Annotated in this window: 11 protein-coding genes and 1 pseudogene; 5 read left to right on the forward strand and 7 right to left on the reverse strand. The window is 67.6% G+C overall.

Annotated elements, in window-relative coordinates; translation table 11 throughout:
- The first annotated feature begins 17 nt into the window (after nt 1–17).
- Entirely contained in the window at nt 18–1,565 is a 1,548-nt protein-coding gene (locus J6U32_RS04290; protein WP_208793694.1) for an acyl-CoA carboxylase subunit beta, read from the forward strand.
- 173 nt (nt 1,566–1,738) lie between these two features.
- Here the strand turns inward: J6U32_RS04290 and J6U32_RS04295 are convergent, their stop codons facing one another.
- The 6 genes from J6U32_RS04295 to J6U32_RS04320 form a co-directional block, all read right to left on the reverse strand.
- Complete coding sequence (locus tag J6U32_RS04295; protein ID WP_208793695.1) at nt 1,739–2,497, reverse strand: VIT1/CCC1 transporter family protein; 759 nt, start codon at nt 2,495–2,497, stop codon at nt 1,739–1,741.
- Between the two features lie 86 nt (nt 2,498–2,583).
- A complete protein-coding gene (locus tag J6U32_RS04300; RefSeq protein ID WP_208793696.1) occupies nt 2,584–3,828 on the reverse strand; it encodes a DICT sensory domain-containing protein in 1,245 nt (414 codons plus the stop codon).
- Between the two features lie 184 nt (nt 3,829–4,012).
- On the reverse strand, nt 4,013–4,288 hold the full coding sequence (locus J6U32_RS04305; protein ID WP_244332587.1) for a hypothetical protein: 276 nt from the start codon (nt 4,286–4,288) through the stop codon (nt 4,013–4,015).
- A gap of 10 nt (nt 4,289–4,298) precedes the next feature.
- Nucleotides 4,299–4,841: a Dps family protein gene (locus J6U32_RS04310; protein ID WP_208793697.1), complete on the reverse strand. Its 543-nt coding sequence runs from the start codon at nt 4,839–4,841 to the stop codon at nt 4,299–4,301.
- A 123-nt stretch (nt 4,842–4,964) separates the two neighbouring features.
- The gene (locus J6U32_RS04315) at nt 4,965–8,246 is read right to left on the reverse strand and encodes an arabinosyltransferase domain-containing protein (protein WP_208793698.1); all 3,282 of its coding nucleotides are present in this window, start codon (nt 8,244–8,246) and stop codon (nt 4,965–4,967) included.
- A gap of 109 nt (nt 8,247–8,355) precedes the next feature.
- On the reverse strand, nt 8,356–11,715 hold the full coding sequence (locus J6U32_RS04320; RefSeq protein ID WP_208793699.1) for an arabinosyltransferase domain-containing protein: 3,360 nt from the start codon (nt 11,713–11,715) through the stop codon (nt 8,356–8,358).
- Between the two features lie 113 nt (nt 11,716–11,828).
- On the opposite strand from J6U32_RS04320, the gene J6U32_RS04325 reads away from it, so the two are divergent.
- From J6U32_RS04325 to J6U32_RS27775, 3 genes and pseudogenes are all read left to right on the forward strand, one after another.
- Nucleotides 11,829–15,173, forward strand: a complete 3,345-nt coding sequence (locus tag J6U32_RS04325; protein WP_208793700.1) for an arabinosyltransferase domain-containing protein — start codon at nt 11,829–11,831, stop codon at nt 15,171–15,173.
- Nucleotides 15,166–18,567, forward strand: coding sequence for an arabinosyltransferase domain-containing protein (locus tag J6U32_RS04330; RefSeq protein ID WP_208793701.1), 3,402 nt, complete (start codon nt 15,166–15,168; stop codon nt 18,565–18,567). Before J6U32_RS04325 ends, J6U32_RS04330 begins: the two co-directional genes overlap by 8 nt.
- A 46-nt stretch (nt 18,568–18,613) precedes the next feature.
- Nucleotides 18,614–18,754, forward strand: a pseudogene (locus J6U32_RS27775) (hypothetical protein); the annotation flags it as partial.
- A 670-nt stretch (nt 18,755–19,424) separates the two neighbouring features.
- On the opposite strand, the gene J6U32_RS04335 reads toward J6U32_RS27775, so the two are convergent.
- Nucleotides 19,425–22,760 carry an arabinosyltransferase domain-containing protein gene (locus J6U32_RS04335; RefSeq protein ID WP_208793702.1) on the reverse strand — a complete coding sequence of 1,112 codons (3,336 nt, stop codon included), beginning with the start codon at nt 22,758–22,760 and terminating at the stop codon, nt 19,425–19,427.
- Between the two features lie 57 nt (nt 22,761–22,817).
- Here J6U32_RS04335 and aroQ point away from each other — a divergent pair, with 57 nt between their 5' ends.
- Nucleotides 22,818–23,294, forward strand: coding sequence for a type II 3-dehydroquinate dehydratase (aroQ, locus tag J6U32_RS04340; protein WP_208793703.1), 477 nt, complete (start codon nt 22,818–22,820; stop codon nt 23,292–23,294).
- Nucleotides 23,295–23,339: the final 45 nt, after the last annotated feature.

Consider the following 23,339-nt stretch of genomic DNA (forward strand, 5'->3'; position numbering starts at 1 on the left):
ACCACGCAGAGGATCACATGGACACCACCGCAGCCAAACTCGCCGACCTGAGGGCCAAGCTCGAACTCGCCAAGGAGCCGGCCGGGGAGAGGGCGGTCGCCAAGCGTGCGAAGAAGGGCATCTTCTCCCCGCGTGAGCGGCTGGCGATGCTCTTCGACCCTGGTACCTTCATCGAGATCGGTGCCCTGGCCAAGATGCCCGGCGCCGCCGAGACCGGGTACGGCGACGGCGTGGTGACCGGTCATGGTCTGGTGCACGGACGTCCGGTCGCGGCGTTCTCCCACGACCAGTCGGTGCATGGCGGCACCGTCGGAGAGATGTTCGGGCGCAAGGTGTCCGCGCTGATGGAGTGGGCCGGCAGGATCGGTTGCCCGATGGTCGGCATCAACGACTCGGCCGGTGCGCGTATCCAGGATGCGGTGACCTCGCTCGCCTGGTACGCCGAGATGGGTCGGCGCAATGACCTGCTGTCCGGGCTCGCCCCGCAGATCTCGATCATCCTCGGCAAGTGCGCCGGTGGCGCCGTGTACACCCCGGCCAACACCGACATCCTCGTCGCCGTCGAGGACAAGTCGTACATGTTCGTCACCGGTCCCGACATCATCAAACAGACCACAGGCGAAGAGATCTCGGCCGAAGACCTCGGCAGCGCGCACAATCAGGCGCGGTGGGGCAACATCCACCACGTCGCCGCCGACGAGAAAGCCGCGTTCGAGTGGGTCCGCGAGTATCTGCAGTACATGCCGTCGAGCTGCTACGAGAAGCCGCCGGTGATCAATCCCGGGCTCGAGCCCGAGATCACCGATTCCGATCTCTCGCTGAACTCGTTCATGCCGGACTACGACAACGCCGGTTACGACATGCACGACATCATCATCAAGCTGTTCGACGACGGTGCGTTCCTTGAGGTCGGAGAGTTGTTCGCCCCCAACATCATCACCGGATACGCGCGCGTCGACGGACATGCCGTCGGGGTGGTCGCCAACCAGCCGAGCGTGATGGCGGGCACCCTCGACACCGACTCGTCGGAGAAGGCTGCGCGATTCGTGCGCATCTGCAACGCTTTCGGTATCCCGCTGATCTTCCTCGTCGACACCCCGGGCATCCTCCCGGGTCTGGCCGAGGAGCAGAAGGCGACGATCCGACGTTCGGGCCGCTTCCTCTACGCCTACGTCGAGGCGGACGTCCCGAAGATCACGGTGGTGCTGCGCAAGGCCTATGGCGGTGCGTACGCGGTGATGGGTTCCAAGCAACTCGGCGCCGACCTCAACTTCGCGTGGCCCTCGGCCAAGATCGCGGTGATGGGTGCGGAATCGGCGGCGGCTGTGCTCACCCGTCGCCAGACCGAGGGCTTGTCGGCCGCCGAGGCCGACAAGGTTCGTCGCGACTTCATCGACTTCTACAACACGATGATGGCCACGCCGTACCTCGCCGCCGAGCGCGGCTACATCGATGCCGTCATCGAACCCGCCGAAACCCGACTCCAGCTACGGAAAGCGTTGGCGCAGTTGCGGGACAAGCAGATGATCCGCACCCCGCGCAAGCACTTCCTGATGCCGATCTGACGATCCCGTCGCGTGCGCTCGGGGTGCGGTGGTTCGGAACCAGCACCGCGGCAGGCGGTCTCGAGGCTCGTCGCTATCGCTCCTCGCACCTCGACCATCGGGGGATGGTCGAGGTGCCCGGCGCCCCAGGCGCCGGGCCTCGAGACCCCTTGCACCGGTGCTGGTTCCGCCGCTCACCCAACCGCATGCCCGACGAGGCGCCCGATCGCGAATGTCACGATCATCGCTAGCGCGCCGCCGACCACGACGCGGCACACCGGTCGCCATGGTGAGGAGCCGCCGAGCCGAGCGCCGGTGAATCCGGTGATCGCCAGCGCGGCGACGACCGCGGCGAAGGTGATCGGGATACGCAGCGACGCGGGCGGGATCAGGATCGCCAGCATCGGCAGCAGCGCCCCGCTGAGAAACGACACCGCCGACGACGCGGCCGCCAGCCATGGCTTGGTCAGTTCGTGTGGGTCGATCCCGAGTTCGACATCGACGTGGGCCTCGAAGGCATCGCGGGCCGTCAGTTCGGTGGCCACGCGGCACGCGGTCTCGTGCGTGAGCCCCTTCTCCTCGTACAAGCCGACGAGCTCGTCGAATTCCGCCTGCGGCTGCTCCCGGAGTTCGCGGCTCTCCTTGGCCAGCAACGCTTTCTCGGTGTCTCGCTGCGTGCTCACCGACACGTACTCACCGAGCGCCATCGACACCGCCCCGGCTGCGAGCCCGGCGATTCCCGCTGTGAAGATCGGTCCCCGGTCGGTGGTCGCGGCGGCCACACCGATCACGATTCCCGCGGTGGAGACGATGCCGTCGTTTGCGCCGAGCACGCCGGCGCGTAACCAGTTGAGGCGGTTCGACAGAGATCCCCCGGCATGGGGTTCGCCCGAATGCTGATGCGGCGGCTCTGCCGGATCGTGCTCGGCAGTCGCGCCGTCGAGAGGGGTCATGAACCCACCCAAACGCCGAAAGCCGCGCTGCGCAAGCAAGGTGAGGCTGAGCATCACCGGTGGTATGCCCGCGCAGGGCGGGTGATTCAGGCGAAGCGTTGCAGGATCGAATGCACCGCCTGCGTGACTGTGAGCCGGTCATAACTCTGGACGAAGTCGAAGGTGCGATCCAGATCGTCTGCGCCGCAGTGCTGATCGCGCGCCGAGAGCAGCGCGGCGAAGTGCGGACCGAGCACGGCGACGTTCCATTCGTTGACCAGGTCGTCGTCGGGGGCCAGTGGCGCGCGATGCACGTTGCCGTCGCGGACGTCGACGAGATCGACCCCGTACACGCCGGCCAGCCCGGTCCGTTCGGACATGGCACGCCAGCGTGCTGCGGTGCGCTCGGTGAAATGCCGGGCGTGCTGGAAGGTCCCGACGACGACGGCGGCACCGCCGATCGCTGCCTGCTCCTCGAGTGCCTTGCTCATCTCGATCAGCAGCCGTTTGTTGCCCAGCCGCGGCGTCAGCGATGCCGAGGCGATGGCGTAGGGCGTGGCCGCCTCGGGCGGCGGCGTCGACCACACGGGCAGCTCGGGCAGTGCGACGACGGTCGCGGTCTGCAGCGCCGCCGGTGACTCGACGGACGGATACAGCGCGCCCGTCCCGAAGGACGCACCCAGGGTCATCGCGGCGACGCGTTTGGCCTCGGTGTCGACACCGTCGGCGATGACGACGGCGTGCGAACGTTCGGTGTGCGCGGCAAGGGTGTGCGCCAGCCGGGCCGGGTCGAGGTTGGTGCCGTCGGGTTCGATGACGGCGTCGAGGAGGTCGGCGCCGGTGATGACGATGTCGGGTTCCACCAGTGAGAGCAGCGTCGCCGCCTGATCGCTGCTGGTCAGGCCGTCGACGCAGACGATGCGTCCTTCCTGCCGTGCCCGGGCGACCCGCGCCAGGGTGCGTTGGGGACTGCGTTCGACGGCGTCGGGGAGTACCACGAGCACTCGCTGCTCGAGCCGTTCGCGGGTGTCGTCGTCGAGGCCGTCGATGAGTTCGAGGTCCATCGGCACCAGCAGCGGCAGGATCTTGGCGATCGACTGCGCCGTCGGCGTGGCCGCATACTCGTTCCTGCGGCGGTCGAGGACCTGGTGTTGTTCCATCAGACGGGCAGCGCGGCGCAGTGCTCGCGCAGTACCCAGGCGCGTCCCGGTGGGACCACGCAAGGTGAGTTCGACGGCGGCGACGGCGCCGTCGTGCAATCGACACACCGGTGCGAATTGCATGTGGAGCTCCAGATCATCGAAGAGGGTGAATCCGCTCTCCGCTGCGATCTGACCAGGCTGGGATGTCATCGATTACCACGTCCATCTGCCTCTCGTGTCCTCAAGATCCGGACAATCACTGGTGACTGTCGTTCGACTACTTGCGGCCAGGCGGTGGGATGCGGTTGGCTTCACATCCGGTGTATCGGCAGAGGATTCTCCCCGGTACTCCGGTGAATCACCCCAGGGGCAGATCTCTCGGAGGGCGGATCGCTCAGAGCCGGGACAGTGCGAACACCGTGCCTGCGGCCAGGATAACAAAGAACCCGACGAGGGCCAGGGCGAGCAGGATCGAGCCGACGAAGCCCACGGCCATCACGGTCATCCAGATGATGACCGCCACGATCATGGCCCACCACCAGAAGCCGACGCGGGACTGCCCGGAGTCCGGTGACGCCGGGGTCGCGGAGACCTCGGCATCACCGGCGGCGGGGTGGATCATGGCCGGATGGCGGGCATCCGCGGCCGCAGGAGCGGAATCGTTTGGCATGAGCAGGTTTTCAGCTGCGTGCCGCGGCTGCGGCGTCGGCCTCGGTGGTCTGGCCGGCCGTCGCGAGGTCGCCGGTGTAGCTCTCGAGGTGCGCGCGAACGAACCACTGGAACTTCTCCAGCTCAGCGGTCTGACCGATCAGGATGTCCTCGGTCACCGGGTCGAGTTCGCCGGTGGTGGCGATCGCATCGCGCTGGGAGGTGATGAAACCGTCGTACACCAGATTCAGCGCGCCGAGGTGGGCCTGAGCGGTATCTCGTCCGATCGAATAGTCGTCCCACGAGCGGTCGGCCTCGATCGCCTTGGCCGTTCCCTTCGGCGATTCGCCGAGGGTGGCGATGCGTTCGGCGATGGTGTCGGCATAGCCGCGCACCAGCTCGACCTGTGGGTCGATCATCTCGTGCACGCCGATGAAGTTCGCGCCGACGACATTCCAATGCACGTGCTTGAGCGTCAGGTGCAGATCATTGAGCGCACTGAGACGCTCCTGCAGGATCTTCGTGACGGTAGAAGCGGTTTCGCTGCTGAGTCCGGGAGCGGTGAATGTGGTCATGCCGCAACGCTATGACCGAGGTCGAGCCTGCCCAAGTCTCACCCGGTATGCGTCACGGAACCGAAATGGTCGGTAACGATCGGATAACGCCACGAGAGTGAGGTTCCTCGGCGCAGACGATCGTCAATAACCGCTCGAGCGCATCGGTGCCGGGTTGTAGAGCCCCGATCGCCGCGCAGTACCGAGATCGAGCTGCGCCGGTGGTGCCGGATCGATCTCGGCGAATCGTTGCAGGCCACCCCAATCCCGCGCCCAGTTGTTGCGCAGATACGTCGGCAACAGGGTGGGGATCAGCATGGCCTCCGTGATGCCGAGTGGGCCACCTGCCGTACCGGCCATCCAGGTCTGGCTGTTCTTGCGGGTGGCGTCGGCGTCCGGCATGATCCGCCACTTGGGTACCTGCAGCACACCGTCTTTCACGGCCATCGGTTGCTGGCAGGGGAACACCATGCCGGGCAGCCAGTCGATGAACACCGGATCGGTGCGCCCGACGACGTCGTTGAGGGTGGCCATGGTGGTGATCCGCGGCGGGGTGAGCGCCACCCATTCGGCGGGTGCGCCGGCGGTGTCGCGCACCTCGATGCGCACGACGTCTGCTCGTGCCGGCGAATTCGCCAGGGGGAAGCGCAGATTGCGCCAGGTCGGCGCCTCGCCGATGTCGAGTGGCGTCATCGTACCCAGCGGTGTCACGCGCCCGTCGGCGCCGAGCCGGCCGAACCGCGCGATCACCTGCTGGCCGGGATGGACGACGCCGACCCCGTCGGTGGCCTGCACCGATCCGGCGACCGCGATCGTCAACAACGGTGCCGTATCCGAGGGTGCCGGCATCGAATACCAGGACGTGGTCAGGCTTCCGGTCCCGGTCGGCGACCCGTAGGTGCCCAGAACCGGCGTCTGTGATGGGCTCAATCCGAAGGGCAACTGCACCGTCGAGCCGTTGACACCGCGGGCGCCCTGACCGCCGGCAGTACCGCCCTGTGCGGAGTCGTCCGACGACGAGGACTCGGTGGCGCCGGCCCCCGACTGCGCACTGTTGGTCGCCGACGACGCGCTGTCGTCCTCGGTGGTGTCGACGCTGAGTTGGTTGGGAACCCCGTTGGGGGAGAAACCATTCGGTGGCAGACCGGTCGGGGTGCCGGCCAGCGCGGCGGAGGTGTCGGGTGCCGGACGTCCGTCGACGGCAGCCGGGCGCAGCAGGCCGGTGTTCGGGTTCGCCTCCACGAGCACGTCGTCCGCCAGACCGCACGAGTTGCCGGTGAGCGCGCGCATGTTGGAGTTGAGCCAGGAGAACGAATCGCGCTGCGCGTAGGCGCCTTTGGCAAAGGTGGCGACGGTGAACACGATGACAAAGCACGAGATGACCGGTAGCGGCGAGAATTTCAGCCGCGAGTACCAGTGCTCGGAGTGGCCCGTGCGGGTCTGCTCGTCGACGTAGTCGTCGCGGAAATGGAACCACAGCCCGACCGCCGCGGTGATGACCGCGAGCACCAGGAATACCCAGCCGAATTGCACGCCGGCCAGCGACGGCGGCCGATCCCACCACGGGACACCGTAACTACCGACGAACCACCAGCCGTTGGTGCCGGTGAACGAGATGCCGGTCACCGCGAGAAGCGCTGCGGCGAAGAAGGTTCGGTTGCGGCGCGACCGCAGGATGGCCGGCGCCATCATGGCCCCGGCCGCGGCGGCCAGACCACCGGCGATGCCGGCGTACACACCGAAGTGGTGGGTCCACTTGGTGGGTGTGAACGAGATGAAGAACATGGTGCCGAGGGTCACCGCGATCAGTCGCCAGATCGGCGCGCGGGCAATGCCGTTCGGGTGAACACGGCGCAACAGCCGCAGCAGCACGACGACCAGGCACAGGATCATCACCAGAATCCCGAAGCGTCGCGTCAACGTACCGTCGGCGGTGGGCAGGATCAGGTAGTAATACCGAACCGGCTCCTCCCACCACTCCAGGGTCGGGCCGACGTCGGTGGCGACCCGATTGCCGACGAGCAGCGGCATCAGCGGTTGTGCGGCGAAGATCTCGAACAGCACCGCGGTGCCCGCGGCGAGGATCGGCGCCAGCATCGGCACCAGACCGTCACGGCGACGTCGGGTCACCACGGCCTTCACCATCGGCCGGACGCCGGCGAGCAGGGCGGCCACCGCCATCAGACCACCGGGCGCGAGCGCCAGGGTGAACGCCGCGGTGATCACCGCGACGGCGTACGGCAGCAACCGTCGCGTGGCGATCGCACGCTCGACGCAGCACCACGTCAGCAACGCGCCCACCGCCTCGCCGGGTTCGGGACGCAGACCGTTGTTGTAGGGCAACCAGATCGCGAGGTAGACGAAGGCCGCCGACCACACCGCCGGGGTGCTGTGACGTACCGCGCGACCCAACCGCGGAATCACCTCACGCGAGATCAACCACCAGCCGAGCAGACCGAGAGCGAACGCGGGCAACCGCATCCACGGCGCGGCGAGACTGACGTGGGTCATCGCGGCGATCACCTGGAAGTGCCAGCCGAACGGGTCCTGCGGTACCCCGAAGTAGCGGAAGTAGTTGTCGGCGTATCCGGCAGCGTCGGTGATCCGGCCGACGGTGAAGTTGTAGCCGTCGTCGGAGGTGTTGGCGCCGGCGATCCACCAGAACGCCAGGATCACGAACACCACGACGTCGGGCGCGCGGATCGTCCACCACCCCGATGGCAGGAAACGCTTGTGCCCCCGACCATCCCGATGGTCGAGAACGCCCAGTGACACCAACGACGCGATCGTCATCGCGATTCCCAGGACGATGACGATGATCTTGAGCGTGGTCGGGGAGTTCACATACCGGGTGTCGATGGTGGCGTGCAGGCGTAGACCCTCGCGGGACGCTGTTGCGGGGAGGTCGGTGTAGACGCCGACGATCTGCGGGCGCATCTGCTGATCGGGTACCGAGAAGGTGTGCTGGCCGTCGCCGGGCAAGGTCGGTGCCGACGATGCCGACCCGGGTCCGTCGGCGAAGCGCGCCGAGACACCGGTGCCGTCGGCATGGAAGAGGATGCGACAGTTCGGATTCGACTGCGCAGCTGCACGCGGGGTGCTGAGCAGGACCACGTCGCGGTCGGTGACCACCAGCGAATCGGATGTTGCACGGACGAACAGTGCCCGCGCCGACGCCTGCTGCCCGCCCTCGGGCAGCGTCGAGAGCAACATCCCGCCCGACGCCGGCAGCTCGGCGGCCAGCGAGCACGGCACCGCGACGTCCATGTCGATCGGCACGAAGGCCACCAGCGGCGTGGCGACGTTGCCGACCGCCGATCCCTGCGGCCAGTTCAGTTCGGCCGTGGACTGATTCACCGGCAGCAGTGGGGTGAGGATCGCCAGGAGGAAGCCCACGAGTCCGGTGACCGCGGCGGCGATCCGCACGCCGCGACCACCGGGCTGTGTCCCAATACCCCGGGTCCCAATACCCCGGGTCCGAGTACCCCGGGTCCGAATACCGGGTGTCCCTTCGGCGACATCGTTCTGTCGATCCTCACTGATCATCCGACGACTCCACCCTGATCGATCCCGTCCGTGACCAGCCCCAGCGAGTGCTCGTGCCGACGGTCAGCGCAGCGGTGGGGGCGCCCGCGGCCAGCGGCGTGAGTTTCTCCAGTGCTCCCCAGCCCTGGTACCAGTCGCCGGACAGATACGTCGGCACCGTCTGCGCCGACGTCGTACTCTCCGAAATGGCCAGTAGGCCACCGTCGTCGGCGTCCTCCCAGGTCTTCGACTGTGAGTTCGCGGTCACGAAGTCGGGTTGGACGCGCCACCGGGGTACCTGCGCGACCCCGTGGGTGACCTGCAACGGCTGCTGGCACGGGAAGTGCGCGGCCACGCTGAAGTCGATCAGCGTCGGCGCATCGGAACCGACAACCTGTTGCAGCGTCGCCAGTTTCGGCGCCCGCGGAGGGGTGATCACCAAGAACTGATCCTCACCGAGATTGTCGTCGAGCAGTGACAGCCGCATCACCGTGGCCGCCGGCGGTGCCGCCGCCATCGGCACCCGGAGATTGCGCCACGGCCGATTCGCGATCACCGGACCGGGATCGATCGGCGACACGTCGGGACCGACCTGCTCGAAGGAGCCGTCCGGTCCCGGCCTGCCGAACTGCACCACCACCTGCCGGCCGAAGATGTACACCCCGAACATGTCGATGCTCGCCACCGATCCGGCGGCCGAGAACACCAGCAGCGGAGTCGAATTGCGCGCCGGCAGGTCGTACCAGTCGGTGGTCAGCCGGGCCTCGCCGTTGTAGCCGTAACTGCCGAGCACCGGCGTCGTCGCGGGATCGAGGCCGAACGGGAGGGCCGCGGTGGAGCTGTTGACGGTCCGCGGTCCGCGCCCGCCGGTGGTTCCCGCGCCGAGCCCGCCGGTGATGGCGAACGGCTGGGAAAAGGGTGCGGCCACATTCATCTGACCGGGACGAGCACTACCGGGCTTGGGCGTGAGATCGCCGGGAACACCGTCGGGGGAGAAGCCGACCGACGTCGCACCGGATCGCGTGCCCGACAACGCCGCCGACGCCGTCTCGCCGCCCGCCGGGCGCAACATGCTCGCGTTGGGGTCCGACTCGACGAGGACCTGGTCGGCCATGCCACAACTGTTGCCGCGCACCGTGTTCAGATTCTCGCCGAACACCGTGAACGCCGGATACCGGACCGCCACCGCCTTGGCGAACACCAGCACCTCGGAGATCACCATCAACGCTGCGATGATCGCGATCGGCGACGACGCGACAACCAGGCGCCGGCGATCGGCGCGGCTGTGCCCGTCGCCGTGCGCGAGTCCGCGATTGGCGACGTAGTCCAGGCGCAGGTGTTGCCACACCGCAAGTGCCGCAGCAACAACCGCGAGTACCAGAAAGATCGTCGACACACCGATACCGGCCACCACCGGCGCCCGATCGAACCACGAGATGCCGTACTCGTAGGCATACGGCCAGGCATTCTTGCCGGCCATCGCCGCAGCGAGCGCGAAGAACAACCCGGAGACGAACACCGTCAGGTTGCGCGTGGAGCGCGCCGCCGACTGGGCCACCGCCACGGTCGCGGTGGCGGCCAGCGCCGCCGCCAGACCGGCGAAGATGCCGAACTGGATGGTCCACTTGGTCGGGGTGAACGCCAGCAACAGCAAACTCACCCCGACGGCCCCGATCAACCGCCACGCGGGACCCGGCGCCACCCCACTGATCCGGCTGCGCCGCAACATGACCGCCACCGTCACGATCAGCGCCGCCAGCAACAACAGCACCGGCACCCGCCGCGTCAGTGAGCCGTCCTTGGTGTTGACCGTCAAGAAGTAGTAGCGCAGATACTCCTGATTCCAGTCGATGACCGGTCCGGTCACATACCGGACCTTGGTCGCCTCGATCACCGTCGCCAACGTCTGATCACGGAAGACGACGACGAGCACCAGCACCCCGGCAGCGACGATCGGTGCGACCAGCGGCGCCAGACCCGCCTCGCGCCGGCGGGCCAGCAGGATGTGCAGCAGCGGCCGTGCCGCCACGATCAGGATGGCCACCCCGATGAGTCCCTGCGGGGCCAGCGCGAGGGTGAACCCGGCCGCGATCGCGGCGAGGGCGGCCGGGAGCAGAGCCCGTGTGGCGATGGCCTTCTCGGCGGCCCACCAGGTCAGCAACGACCCCAGGACGATCATCGACTCGCTGCGCAACCCACTGCAGAACGGCAGCCAGAACGCTGCGAACACCAATGCCGCCGACCACATCGCCCACCGCGAACGGCTCACGGCGCCACCGAGTCGCGGCAACAACACCCGACTCAGGACGAACCAACTCGCCAGTCCCGCAACGAGTTGCGGCACCAACATCCACAACAGTGCAGGCGACAGCGCCGACCAGTGCCCCAGGAATGCGTAATACCAGTCGAAGGGCGCCTCGGGGATCCCGTAGAAACGGTAGTAATCCGCGAGGTAACCGAACGAACCCGCGGTGCGTCCCATGTTCAGGATGTAACCGTCGTCGGGTGTCCCCGCGCCCAACAATGTCCACACGCCCAACACCGCGGTCACCACGAGATCGGTCGGCGATGGGCGCAGCCGCCGCGCCCATCGGGGGCGCGCACCGACCCGTCGTCGATACCGGCCGAGCCGGTCCAGCCAGAACAACGCCGCGAGTGACACCAGAACGCAGAGCACCGCGAGGATCATCACGAGCAGCTTCAGCGTCGACGGCGTGCTCTCGTACCGATTGTCGATCTGCACGTGCGCCCGCACCCCCGACCCGGCGGCCAGCACCTGCGCGGTGGACAGATCGGTGAACATCCCGTCGATCTGCGGCCGAGCGTCGGCGCCCAGATCGCCGGCCGAGGTGCCGACTCGTGCACCGCTCGGCCCGGCGAACTCCGCTCCCGTCGCGGTCGCCGAGGAGAACACATGAAGCCGCGCACACCCGGCGAGCTCGCTGCGCGGGATCGAGGCGGCCGCCACGTTGCGGAAGGTCACCGACACCGCATCCCGGGTGGCCGTCACGTACAGGGCCTTGGCCTTCGAGTCGGGAGCAGCCGTCGGCATCGTCGCGAGCACCACGCCGCCGGCGGCGGGCAGGCCGCGCAGCACGGCGCAGTCGATCGTGACGTCGAGGGACTCGGCCGTCTGCGCGATCAGCGGCGCCGTCACCGACGGCGTCGTCGCCTGCGCGCCCACCGAATGCTGCGGCCAGTCGAAGGACGCCTGCGTCACGCTCACCGGCAACAGCGGGGTGATCACACACAGCACCGCGCCCACGACACCCGCGATGACGGCGATCAACGTGATCGGTGCAGAACGGACCGTCGGCGACCCCGTCGGCCGGTCCGCGTCGGACAGTGAAGACGGCGCTGTCGCAGGCACGATGACTGATGCTATGTGACGAAGGCATGCCGGGCGAAGCGCTGCGGCGGGCCCGGTGATCGAGCACTACTGAGACGGCTCTCAGTAAGCGTCCACTACTGTGTCGGTCTGAGATGACTGAGCCCGCGACGCCGATGTCCACCACGCCCGATCGGCGTGGCGATCGACGCACCCTGCACATCGGTGGGATCGCGATCCCGTCGAATCCACGCACCTGGTCGATCGTGGCCGTGGTGGCCGGACTGATCGCCGTCGTCGCCGCGGTCCTGACGCCGTTCCTGCCGGTCACCGCCCACACCGCGACCATCACGTGGCCGCAGCCCCAGTCGCTGTCGGTGACCGCCCCGCTGGTCGCACAAACGCCGTCGAACCTCGATGTGACCGTCGACTGCCGGGTGCTCGCCGATGCCGTCGGGAAGACGGGGACCGGATCGACGGTCCTCGTGTCGACGATGCCGCGCAGTGCGCAGAAGGCCACCGATTCCGGCCTGTTCATCACCGCCGGTTCCAGCGGCGTGACGGCCGCGGTGCGCAACTCCCAGCTGGCGAGCGCCACGCCCGAACAACTCGCCACCTGCCAACGCCTGCACGTGTGGGTCTCGCGGACCGACACCGCCGGGATCACCCACGCACGCTTCGTCGGAGTGCCGGGACCCGCAGCGCAGGGCACCGCCGAAGCCGCCGACCAGCCCCAGGTCGCGGGACTGTTCACCGACCTGGACTCGACGTCGGGCATGGCCGCCCGCATCGCCGTCGACAACCGCTTCGACACCACCCCGTCGGCGATCAAGCTGACCGTGATGATCTTCGGCGTACTCGCCGCACTCGTCGCGGCTGTCGCCGTCGCGGCCCTCGACATCCTCGGCGGCTATCACCGGCGCATCGGCCTGCCCGACGTCCGCCGGCTTCTCATGCCGCGCGCCGTCGACCTCGCAGTCACCGCGGTCCTGGTGGTGTGGCATTTTCTGGGTGCGGGCAGCCCCGACGACGGCTACATCCTGGAGATGGGCCGCAACAGTGTCGACGCCGGATACCTCGCCGACTACTACCGCTTCTACGGCATCCCCGAGGCGCCGTTCGACTGGTACTACTCGTTCCTCGCGCACTGGTCGCAGATCTCGACGGCGGGCATCTGGATGCGCCTGCCCGCGCTGGTTGCCGGGCTGATCGGCTGGTTCATCCTGAGCCGGGTGCTGCTGCCGCGACTCGGTGGCGCGGTGCGCCGCTCACAGTGGGCGATGTTCACCGCCGCAGCAGTGTTCGTCGCGTTCTGGATGCCGCTCGACAGCGGCCTGCGCTCCGAACCGATCATCGTGCTCGGCTCGCTGCTGACCTGGTGGGGTGTCGAGCAGGCGATCGCCACCCGCCGGATGTTGCCGGCCCTCGGCGCCACACTGGCCGCCGGGATGACTCTCGCGGCCGCACCGCAGGGACTCATCGCGGTCGCGATCCTGGTGGCCGGTTCGCGGCCGATGCTGCGCAACGTGCGCCGCCGCGCCGCAGAACACGGTCTGCTCGCGACGCTCGCCCCGGTCGCGGCGATGGCCGGGGTGGTCGTCATCATCGTCTTCCGCGACCAGACGCTGGCTGCCGTCGCCGAGGCGGTTCGGGTGCGCTACACCGTCGGTCCGGTGCTGTCGTGGTACCAGGAGTTCCTGCGCTACTACTACCTGACACTCAGCAGCCAGGACGGTACCCTCGTACGCCGCGTTCCGGTTGTGCTGCTACTCGCCGCGGTCTTTGTCACCATCGCTGTCATGTTGCGCCGCAAGCATGTTCGTGGCGTCGACCCGGCGCCGGTGTGGCGCCTGATCGGCACCTTCGGGCTGTCGATGCTGCTGCTGTCGTTCACTCCCACCAAGTGGACGATGCAGTTCGGTGTGTATGCAGGCGTCGCGGCCGCACTGGCCGCCGTCGCCGCGGTGGCCGTGGCCGAATCGGCACGCCGCTCAGCCCGCAACCTCTGCGTCTACATCGCCGGCCTGTTGTTCGCCTGCGCGGTCGCCGTCGCGGGCCAGAACGCCTGGGGCTGGGCGTACGACTTCGGTATCTCATGGTTCGACAAAGCGCCGGTGCTGGAAGGTCAACAACTCTCGAGCATCTTCCTGGTGCTCACGGTGCTCGCGCTCGCCGCCGCGGTCTGGTTCCACCTGCGCATCGACGTCGACGCCGAACACGGCCGGATGCGGGAGAATTCGCGCACCCCGGGGTGGGTGAAGACCGCGATCGCTTCCTCGCCGATGGCGATCATCGCGACGCTGGTGGTGCTCATCGAGTTGCTGCTGTTCGCCAAGGCCGCTGTCGCCCGGTCGGATTCGTACACCACCGCCAGCGCCAACCTGCGCGCGCTGACCGGCAATCCGTGCGGGATGGCCGATCAGGTCCTCGTCGAACCCGACCCGAACACCGGTGCGCTGCGACCGATCGGAACCGAGGACATCTCCCGGGCACTCGCCGGGAAGTCCGAGGGCTTCGACCCCAACGGGGTCGCCGGGGATCTCACACCCGACTCGACGACGGTGAGCGCGGGCACCATCAACACCGGCGCCGACCCCTCCCGGCCGTTCGTGGTCACCGGTGCGCAACCGGGCACCACCGGCGGAGTCGGCCCCAAGGGCGTCAACGGCTCCACCGCGGCACTGCCGTTCGGCCTCGATCCGGCCCGCACACCGGTCATGGGCAGCTACGGCCACGACAACGGCACCGCGACCCTCACCTCGATGCCGTACGCGCTGCCGGCCCGCACCTCCTCGCCGCTGATCGTCATCACCGCTGCCGGGCCGGTGTTCTCCGTCGATCAGGACGGGGTGATCACCCCCGGCCGCTCGTTGACCGTCGAGTTCGGAACCTCCAGCGCCTCCGGTGATTTCCGGCAGATCGGGCCGTCGGTCGTGCCCCTCGATCCCGGACCGGACCGTCCCAACCGCCCATGGCGCAACCTGCGTATCCCGATGTCGTCGGTGCCCGCGGGCGCCACCGCGATGCGGATCGTGGCCGTCGACGACAACCTCGCCAACGATCAGTGGCTGGCCTTCACCCCGCCCCGTGCGCCGCGGCTGGAGACGCTGCAGAACCTCGTCGGTTCCACCGCGCCGGTGTTGCTGGATCTGTCGGTCGGCAGCCAGTTCCCGTGCCAGCATCCGATCACCGTGACCAATGGGATCAGCCAGATCCCGCAGTGGCGGATCACCCCCGATCGCACCACGACATTCTCCAAATCCAAGTCATGGCAGTCGGCGACCTCCGGTGGTGGCATCCTCACCACCGCAGACGCGTTGACCTCGGCGAGCACGATGGCGACGTATCTGCAGGGTGACTGGTACCGGGATTGGGGTGCGCTGCAACAACTGACACCGTTGGTGCCCGATGCGCGACCGGCGACGGTGCGCATGGGCGACACGACGGAATGGGGTTGGACCAGGAGCGGAGCGATCAGGGTGGTGAGCGAGAATGACTGAGACCACCACGACACCCGTGCACGCCGGCCGTAGCCGCCGGATCCGCATCGCACGGATCGTCGCGGTCGTCGCCGGCCTGATCGGCATCGTGCTGGCGCTCGCGATGGCGGCGCTGCCGGTCACCTACACCAAGGTGCAGATCAAGTGGCCCCAGCCGACCTCGCAGAATGCGTCCGGTGTCGAGAACATCTTGGCGCCGAACGTTTCCTACACGCCGACCAACCTCGACCTGAGCGTTCCGTGTCGGCTCGCCGCCGACCTGCCGGCCCGGGGCGGAGTGCTCGTGAGCACCGTCCCGGAGAACGGGGCCGAGGCGGGCAAGGTGGGGCTGTTCGTCCGCGCGACCACCGACCGGTTGCTGGTCGCCCAACGAAATGCCGTTCTGCTCAACGTCCCCCGTGCGCAGGCGCAGAGCACTCCGGCCTGCACGATCGTCATCCACGCCGATACCTCCGGTATCCGCGGTGAGATCCAGGGCTTCTCGGCGGCCGACGGTGCATCGACCTCGTTCCGCCTCGACGATCCCAACGCCCGCCCGCAGATCATCGGTGTGTACACCGACCTGCCGCCCACCGTCGACACCACGGGACTGTCGTACTCGTCGACCGTCGACACCCGCTTCGTGTCGAGCCCCACGACACTGAAACTCGCTGCGGCGCTGGTCGGTATCGTCATGAGCATCGCCTCGATGATCGCGTTGGCGGTCCTCGACACCCAGGACGGACGCAGACGCCGCCGCCTGCTCCCGGGCCGGATGAAGCGGCCCCGGGGGGACGACGAGGACGATGCCCCTGCGCTGCCGCCCGGTCGTAAGCCGTGGTGGCATATGAGCGTCCTGGATGCGCTGGTCGTCGCGGTGCTGATCATCTGGCTGTTCGTCGGCGGCAACACCGCCGACGACGGATACCAGGTCACCGTTGGTCGGATCGCTCCCGGCGCAGGCTATCTCGACAACTACTACCGGTATTTCGGTGTGCCGCAGGACCCGTTCGGGTGGCACTACCAGTATCTCGCGCTGTGGATGCAGGTCAGCACTGCCACCCCGTGGCTTCGGCTGCTGCCGTTGATCTTCGGTGTCCTGTGCTGGTTCATGCTCTCGCGCGGGGCCTTTGGCCGGATCGGCAGCGCGGTCCGCAATTCGCGTGCGGCCCGCTGGGCCGGTGCCTTCGCCTTCCTCGCGGTGTGGCTGGCGTTCAACAACGGTCTGCGTGTGGAACCGTTCCTGGCCGTCGGCATCCTCGCCACATGGTTGTTGGTGGAGCGTTCCGTGGCGACCGGACGCCTCTTCCCGCTGACCCTGGCGATCGTCGTCGCGGCCTTCACGTTGACCGTCCACCCGGCCGGTGCCATCGCGGCGGTCGCCCTGATCGCGGCGTTGCGACCGATCTTCGTACGCTTGCGCTTCCGGATTCGACGCGACGGCTGGTTCCCCACGCTGACCCCGATCCTCGCCTCGGGTTTGCTGGTGCTCTACGAGATATTCGCCGACCAGCCGCTCGCCTCCATTCTCGAGGGTGTCAAGGTGCAGGGGATCGTCGGACCCACCAACAAATGGTGGACCGAGGCCATGCGGTACTACATCCTGCAGAACCCCACCACCGACGGGTCGATTGCCCGCCGGGTCGGGATCTTCATGACGCTCTTCGCGGTCATCCTGATCGTGCTGGTGCTGTTGAGTAGGCGTCGAGTACCCGGCATCGCCACCGCGCCGTTGTGGCGGATCGTCGCGATCCTCGCCGGAGCCGTTGGCGTGCTGGCCTTCTCGCCGACCAAGGCCACCCATCAGTACGGCGCCTTCGCCACGTTGACCGGTGTGCTCGTCGCCGCGGCGACCGCGTTCATCTCCCCGCAGGTGATCCGCCGACGATGCAATCGGACCTTCATCGCCGCGGCGGCCACCTACGTACTCGCCGTCGTCTTCACCGGCCGTAACCAATGGTGGTACGTCGGCAGTTACGGCATCCCGTGGGGCGACGACACCCCGAATGTGGCCGGAATCAAGCTCTACCAACCGATTCTGCTGATCGCCGTCATCATCACGCTGGTCGGTGCCTGGCAGTATTTTCGCGACGACCGCCGCGCCCAACTGGGTGAGCCGATTGTCGAGCCGACCTCCGGCGCCCGCGGGTTCCTCGGCCGGATGCCCACCTACTCGCTGGCGATCGTGCTCGCTGTCGTGCTCGTGTTCAACATGATCTCCTTCGCCAAAGCAATTCAGACCCAACGTGGTTCGTGGTCGTGGGCGAGTTCCAACGTCAACGCCCTGCGTGGCAACCCGTGCGCGCTGGCCGATGCGATCCTCGTCGAAGCCGACCCCAACAAGGGCTTGCTCTCCCCGGCACGGGTTGCCGGACAAGAGAACTCGTCGCCGGGTGCGGCGCTGGCCGGCAAGGACATGGTCGGATTCACCCCCAACGGGGTGGCGACGGATCTGCAGACCACCTACGACGACGACAACGACGCCGACTCCGATCAGCAGGACCCTACTCAGACTGACCCCAACGCGGCCACAGACACGGGCGAGAACTCCACCGGCACAGCCGATACCGCAGGTGGTACCACCGCGACGAAGGGTGTCAACGGCTCGTCGGTGAAGCTGCCCTTCGGTCTCGACCCGGCCAAGGTGCCGGTGCTCGGGAGCTACGGTGCCCCGGGTAGCCGCGCCTCGCTGACCTCCGAGTGGTATCAGCTGCCCAAGCGCAGCCCCGATGCACCGCTGGTGACGCTGTCGGTGGCGGGCACCGTCGGCTACATCGACGACCTGGCCGTCACCCATCCGGGGCCGGAGCTGCGGCTCGAGTTCGGTCGTGTCGAGCCCGACGGCTCGGTGACCACGGTTGCCTCGCAGGTGCCGCTGGGGATCGCCACCGACCCCGCATGGCGCAACATGCGGTTCCCGCTCGACACCGCGCCGCCACGGGCGAGTGTCGTGCGCGTGGTCGCGGCCGACACGTCGTCGGATCCCTCGGGCTGGCTCGCGGTGACCCCGCCGCGGGTGACCCCGATGGTGACACTGAACGACCTTGTCGGCAGTAAGGATCCGACGCTGCTCGACTGGGAGGTCGCCCTGGCGTTCCCGTGCCAGCGGCCGGCCGAGGTACACAACGGCATCTGGGAGATCCCGAAGTGGCGGATCACCCCCGACGCCGACGGCGAACGGGTCAACTCGCGCAACTGGATGGCCGGTAACTACGGCGGTCCGCTCGGCATGGTCGACAACGATCTGTCGGCGACGGTGCTGCCGTCGTACCTGCGTAACTCGTGGGCGAAGGACTGGGGCAGCCTGCAGCGGCTCACCCCGCTGGTCGACCAGACGCCTGCCGATCTCGTCGTCACCCAGGACACCCACACCGGCCTCTGGACCCCGGGACCCATGCGCGCCATCATGAACTGACGCCGACAGCGCCCACCACCGCGCCGACAGCGCCTGCCACCATGCCGACAGCGCTCACCACCGCGCCGATGGCGCTCATCAGTTCGCCGACAGCGCTCACTTAGATCGATGGTCGAGGTGCCGAGGAGCGCTAGCGACGAGCCTCGAGACCTGTTGTGCTGATGGGATTCCGGGCCGAGGTGGTTAGGTTCCAGCTCTGCTGCAAGCGGTCTCGAGGCTCGCCGCACGCGGCTCGCACCTCGACCATCGGGGGAAGATGACTCGCCACGGAAGGGTGCTGACGCCTTCCCGTCCCGTGTCCTTCTCACCCCGATGGCCGCCCCATCCCGACGGTCGAGGTGCCGAGGAGCGCTAGCGACGAGCCTCGAGACCTGTTGTGTCGACGGGATTCCGGGCCACGGTGGTCCGAATCCAGCGCGGGTGCAGTCGGTCTCGAGGCTCGCCGCACGCGGCTCGCACCTCGACCATCGGGGGGACGGGTTCTCGAGTATCGGGAGGGGAGGGTTCTCGACGATGGGAGGGCGCCTTGTCTGCGGGAGTAATGTGTACGCGGCCCCTACGTCTAGGCGTGAATGGTGCAGCGGGGGCGTCCGCGAAATCGGCTCGCGTTTGGCTTTCGGGTGGTGGATGTGATTGCGATACTTGTTATCTCGCCGGGTCTCGAGGCTTCGTCGCTATCGCTCCTACGCACCTCGACCATCGGGAAAGGGGTCGACGATCAGGAAAGGGTCCGACGATCAGGAAGCGGGTCCGACGATCAGGAAGCGGGTCGACGATCGGGAAGCGGTCCGACCATCGGGAAGCGGCTCGACGATCGGGAACGGACTCGACCATCGGGTAGGGCCCCGGCGGTGAGCTCAGTGCCGGATCGGCGCCGGAGCCCAGAGTCCGCTGCGGGTCGCGGTGCCGGTGGTGATCTCGGCGTGGCGGGTCACGTTGTCGTAGGGGACCAGCCGTTCCAGGGAGCCCCAGTCGCGACCGACGTCACCCTTCAGATACGTTGCCAGGGCGGTAGGTTCGAGCAGTACCTGCTCCCAGCCGATCGGGCCGCCGCCGAAGGCGTCCTGCCATGCCGAGACCGCCGCGGACAGATCCGCGCCGGGTTCGATGCGCCACTGCGGTAGTTCGGCGACACCGTCGTGGTGGGTGAACGGCCGTTGGCACGGGAACACCAACCCTGAGGTCCAGTCGACGTGCACCGGAGCGGTGGACCCGACGACGTCCTGTAGCGTCCGCATCTGCGGCAGCCGCGGCGGGGTGACGATGATGTAGCGATCCGAGGCGAGATTGTCGTCGGTGGCGACGATGCGGACCGCGGTGATGTTGTCGGGCAGATCCGTGGTGGGCACCCGCACATTGCGCCACGACGGCATGGGCCCGGGGTCGATCATGTTCACCGATCCGGTTGCCGACAAGTCGGCATCGCGGGTGGTCGACCCGATCTTGCCGGTGGTGTACTCCAGTACCAGATCCTGCGGATTGTCGAACTGCCCGGCGATGGAGAAGGTCACCAGCGGGCGATCCCGATAGTCCGTCGGCAGTGCGTACCAGCCCGACGTCAGATGTGCCGGGGTCTGATCGTCCTTCGAATAGCTGCCCAGTACCGGGGTTTTCGACGGATCGAGTTCGAAGGGCAGGGCGGCGTGGCTGCCGTTGACGCCCGGTGTGCTCTCCTCGCCACCACCGGTGCCGCCGGCGTTGGCGATCAACACGTCGGGGTCGGCCGCGGCGTCTCCGGCGAGTACTCCGAGTGCGCCCGCAGGGGTTTTGGTATCGAGATCCTCGGGGACGGCGTCGGGACCGAAGCCGGTCGTCGCCGGCTCCGTCGACGACGTCGGCTGGGTCGCAGGTCCGGCGAGCGGATCGGTGAGTGTCTTGTCGACCGGCGACAACTCGTAGTTGCTGGGGTTCTCCTCCACCCAGATCTTGTCGGCCATGCCACACTGCTTGCCCGCCAGCGCCTCCAGGTTGGAGCGGGGTACCGAGTACGAATCACTTTGGTGGATACCGGCGAACGCGGCGGTGACGAGCTCGAAGACCACCACCAGTGCGGCCACCCAGGCCAGCGGGGCCCCGGCGAGGGAGTGCCAGGTGCGCCGATACCAGGGATGCTTCTCCGACTTCCACTGGTCGTCCGGCTCGGCATCGGGGTCTGTCCCGGTGAACGGTTCACGGAAGTGGAACCACAACGCCAGCAACAACAACAGCAGTGCGACCGCCAGGAACAATGTGCCCAGACGCACGACGATGGTCGGCTGATCGACGCCCCACGGCATTCCCCATGCCGAGGAGTAGTAGTACGAGTTGGGGCCGGCGAACGCGAGTCCGACGATGAAGAACACCAGCGCCGCATACAGCGTGCGGTTGCGGCGCGAATGCATCGCGCTCTGGCTGGCCGCGATCGCGGCGATGGCGGCCAATGCCGCTGCGAGACCGGCGAACACACCGAAGTGGTGGGTCCACTTGGTGGGCGTGAACATCAGGAACACCAACGACGCGAACGTGATTCCGACGATTCGTCGGGTCGGACCGATGGCGGTGCCGGGGATGCGGGACTTGCGGATCAGTACCGCCGCCGAGACCACCATCCCGAGGATCATCGCCAGCACGGCGAAGCGCCGGGCGATGGAGCCGTCCGCGGAGAACGCGAACAGCGAAGAGTAGCGGTCGATCTCGTTGTACCAATGCAGCGACGGCCCGAGCGCCGACTTCATCTTCGACGAATCCAGGAAGGAACGCAGCGTCAGATTCGAGAAGACCACGAAGATGACGAAGGTTCCCGCCGCGAGTATCGGGGCGAGCAGCGCGAGGAACGACCGCCACCCGTTGCCGATCACGCGTGCGCGCTTGATGAGCGCCAGGATCATCGGTCTGGCGCCGGCGATCAACGCGGCGACGGCCAGTAATCCGGTCGGTCCGGCGGCAAGGCTGAATGCGCCGAACAAGCACGCCAGCGCCGCGGGTAGGAGCCGGCCCGTCGCGATCGATCGCTCGACCGAGCACCAGGTCAGCAGCGCGCCGAGGCAGATGATGGGTTCGGGACGAAGACCGTTGTTGAACGGGAACCACGACGCAAGGAAGACGAACGCCGCGGTCCAGGCAACGCCGGGCCGGGTGATGGCCGCCCGGCCCAGCCGCGGCAGCACCTCGTGGCTGATGATCAGCCACGACACGACCCCGCACAGCAAAGCCGGCAACCGCATCCACGGACTGGCCACCGACACGTGGCTGAGCAGGCCGAACGCCTCGTAGTACCAGCCGAAGGGCGCCTCGGGAGCGCCGTACCAGCGGAAGTAGTTGGCGGTGTACTCACTGTTCTGCGCGACGCGGGCCATCGTCATCAGATAGCCGTCGTCGGAGGTGTTGGGTCCGATGAAATGCCACACCAGCAGCGCGATCAACACCACGTAGTCGCGAACGTTGAGGCGCCACCAGCGCGCCGGGAAGATCCGACGGTGCTTGCGCTCGTCGGTCGAATCCAGCGCGGCCAAAGCCATCAACGACAGCAGGGTGCACACGATGCCGACGATGAGGACCAGCCACTTGAGGATCGTCGGCGTGGAGGTGTAGCGGGAGTCGATGGTGACGTGGGCGTGCAGGCCGGGCAGCGACGCGGCCGGCCCGGTCAGATCGGTGAACAGGCCGGTGACCTGCGGGCGCTGATCGGAGGTGTAGAGGTCGCGGTCGCCGGTGGTGCCCGACAGTGACTCGCCCTTGTCGTTGGTCATCCCGACGAATTCGGCGGTCACCTCGTCGGAGTCGGCGTGCACGACGATGTCGCGGCAGTTCTGTGCGTCGATCTGCGCGACGGTCGCCGACACCAGTGGCACGTTGCGATTGACGACCTCGACGGTCTGCTTGTCGGCCGGATCGGTCGCAGCGCCGGTCTTGCGGATGAACAGGCCGCGCTCGGGTGACTTCTCCGCCCCCTTGGGCGTCGTCGACAACAGCACCGACTGCCCGCCGCGCAGTTCGCCGACCGCCGAACACGGCACGCTGACGTCGAGGTCGATCGGGACGTAGCTGATCAGGGGTGCGGTGACCGAATTGATCTGACCGTCCTGCGGCCAGGTGATCTGCGCGGTGGTCTGGTTGACCGGCATGAACGGCGTCGCGAGAGCGAGAAAGAGGCCGAGCAGGCCCGTGATGATTGCTCCGAGCTTCGCTCGCCCGACCGTCAACGCTGCTGGCACAAACAGTGATGGTAGTGGGTGGCCTGTGCGCGCCGAGATCGCACTAGGCTGACGCTCATGTCGACCGATTCCGCCTCTGACGCGCAACGACTGCCGATCCTGCTGCTCAACGGACCCAACCTCAACACCCTGGGTTTGCGGCAACCGGACATCTACGGCGCAGACACCCTCGCCGACGTCGTCGCCCTCGCAGAGCGCACGGCTGCCGACGTCGGTTTCGGGTTGCGGGCCGCGCAGACCAACCATGAGGGCGAGATGATCGATTGGATTCACGAGGCGCGTGGCCAGGTGTCGGGCATCGTGATCAACCCGGCCGGCTGGACCCACACGTCGGTGGCGCTGGCCGATGCGCTGGTGATCCCCGAGGTGCCGATCATGGAGGTGCACATCAGCAACGTGCACAAGCGGGAGGCCTTCCGGCATCACTCCTACGTCTCGCCGCTCGCGGCCGGGATCATCGTCGGCTACGGCATCCGCGGCTACGAGTTCGCCATCCGACGGCTGGCCGAGATCGTCGACACCGACCGACCCTGACTGCAACCCAATGGTTGCGCATCCGGATCATTGGTGCAACTATCG

Origin of the sequence: Gordonia polyisoprenivorans, from assembly GCF_017654315.1 — a bacterium.
In the GTDB taxonomy this organism is placed as follows: Bacteria; Actinomycetota; Actinomycetes; order Mycobacteriales; family Mycobacteriaceae; genus Gordonia; species Gordonia polyisoprenivorans_A.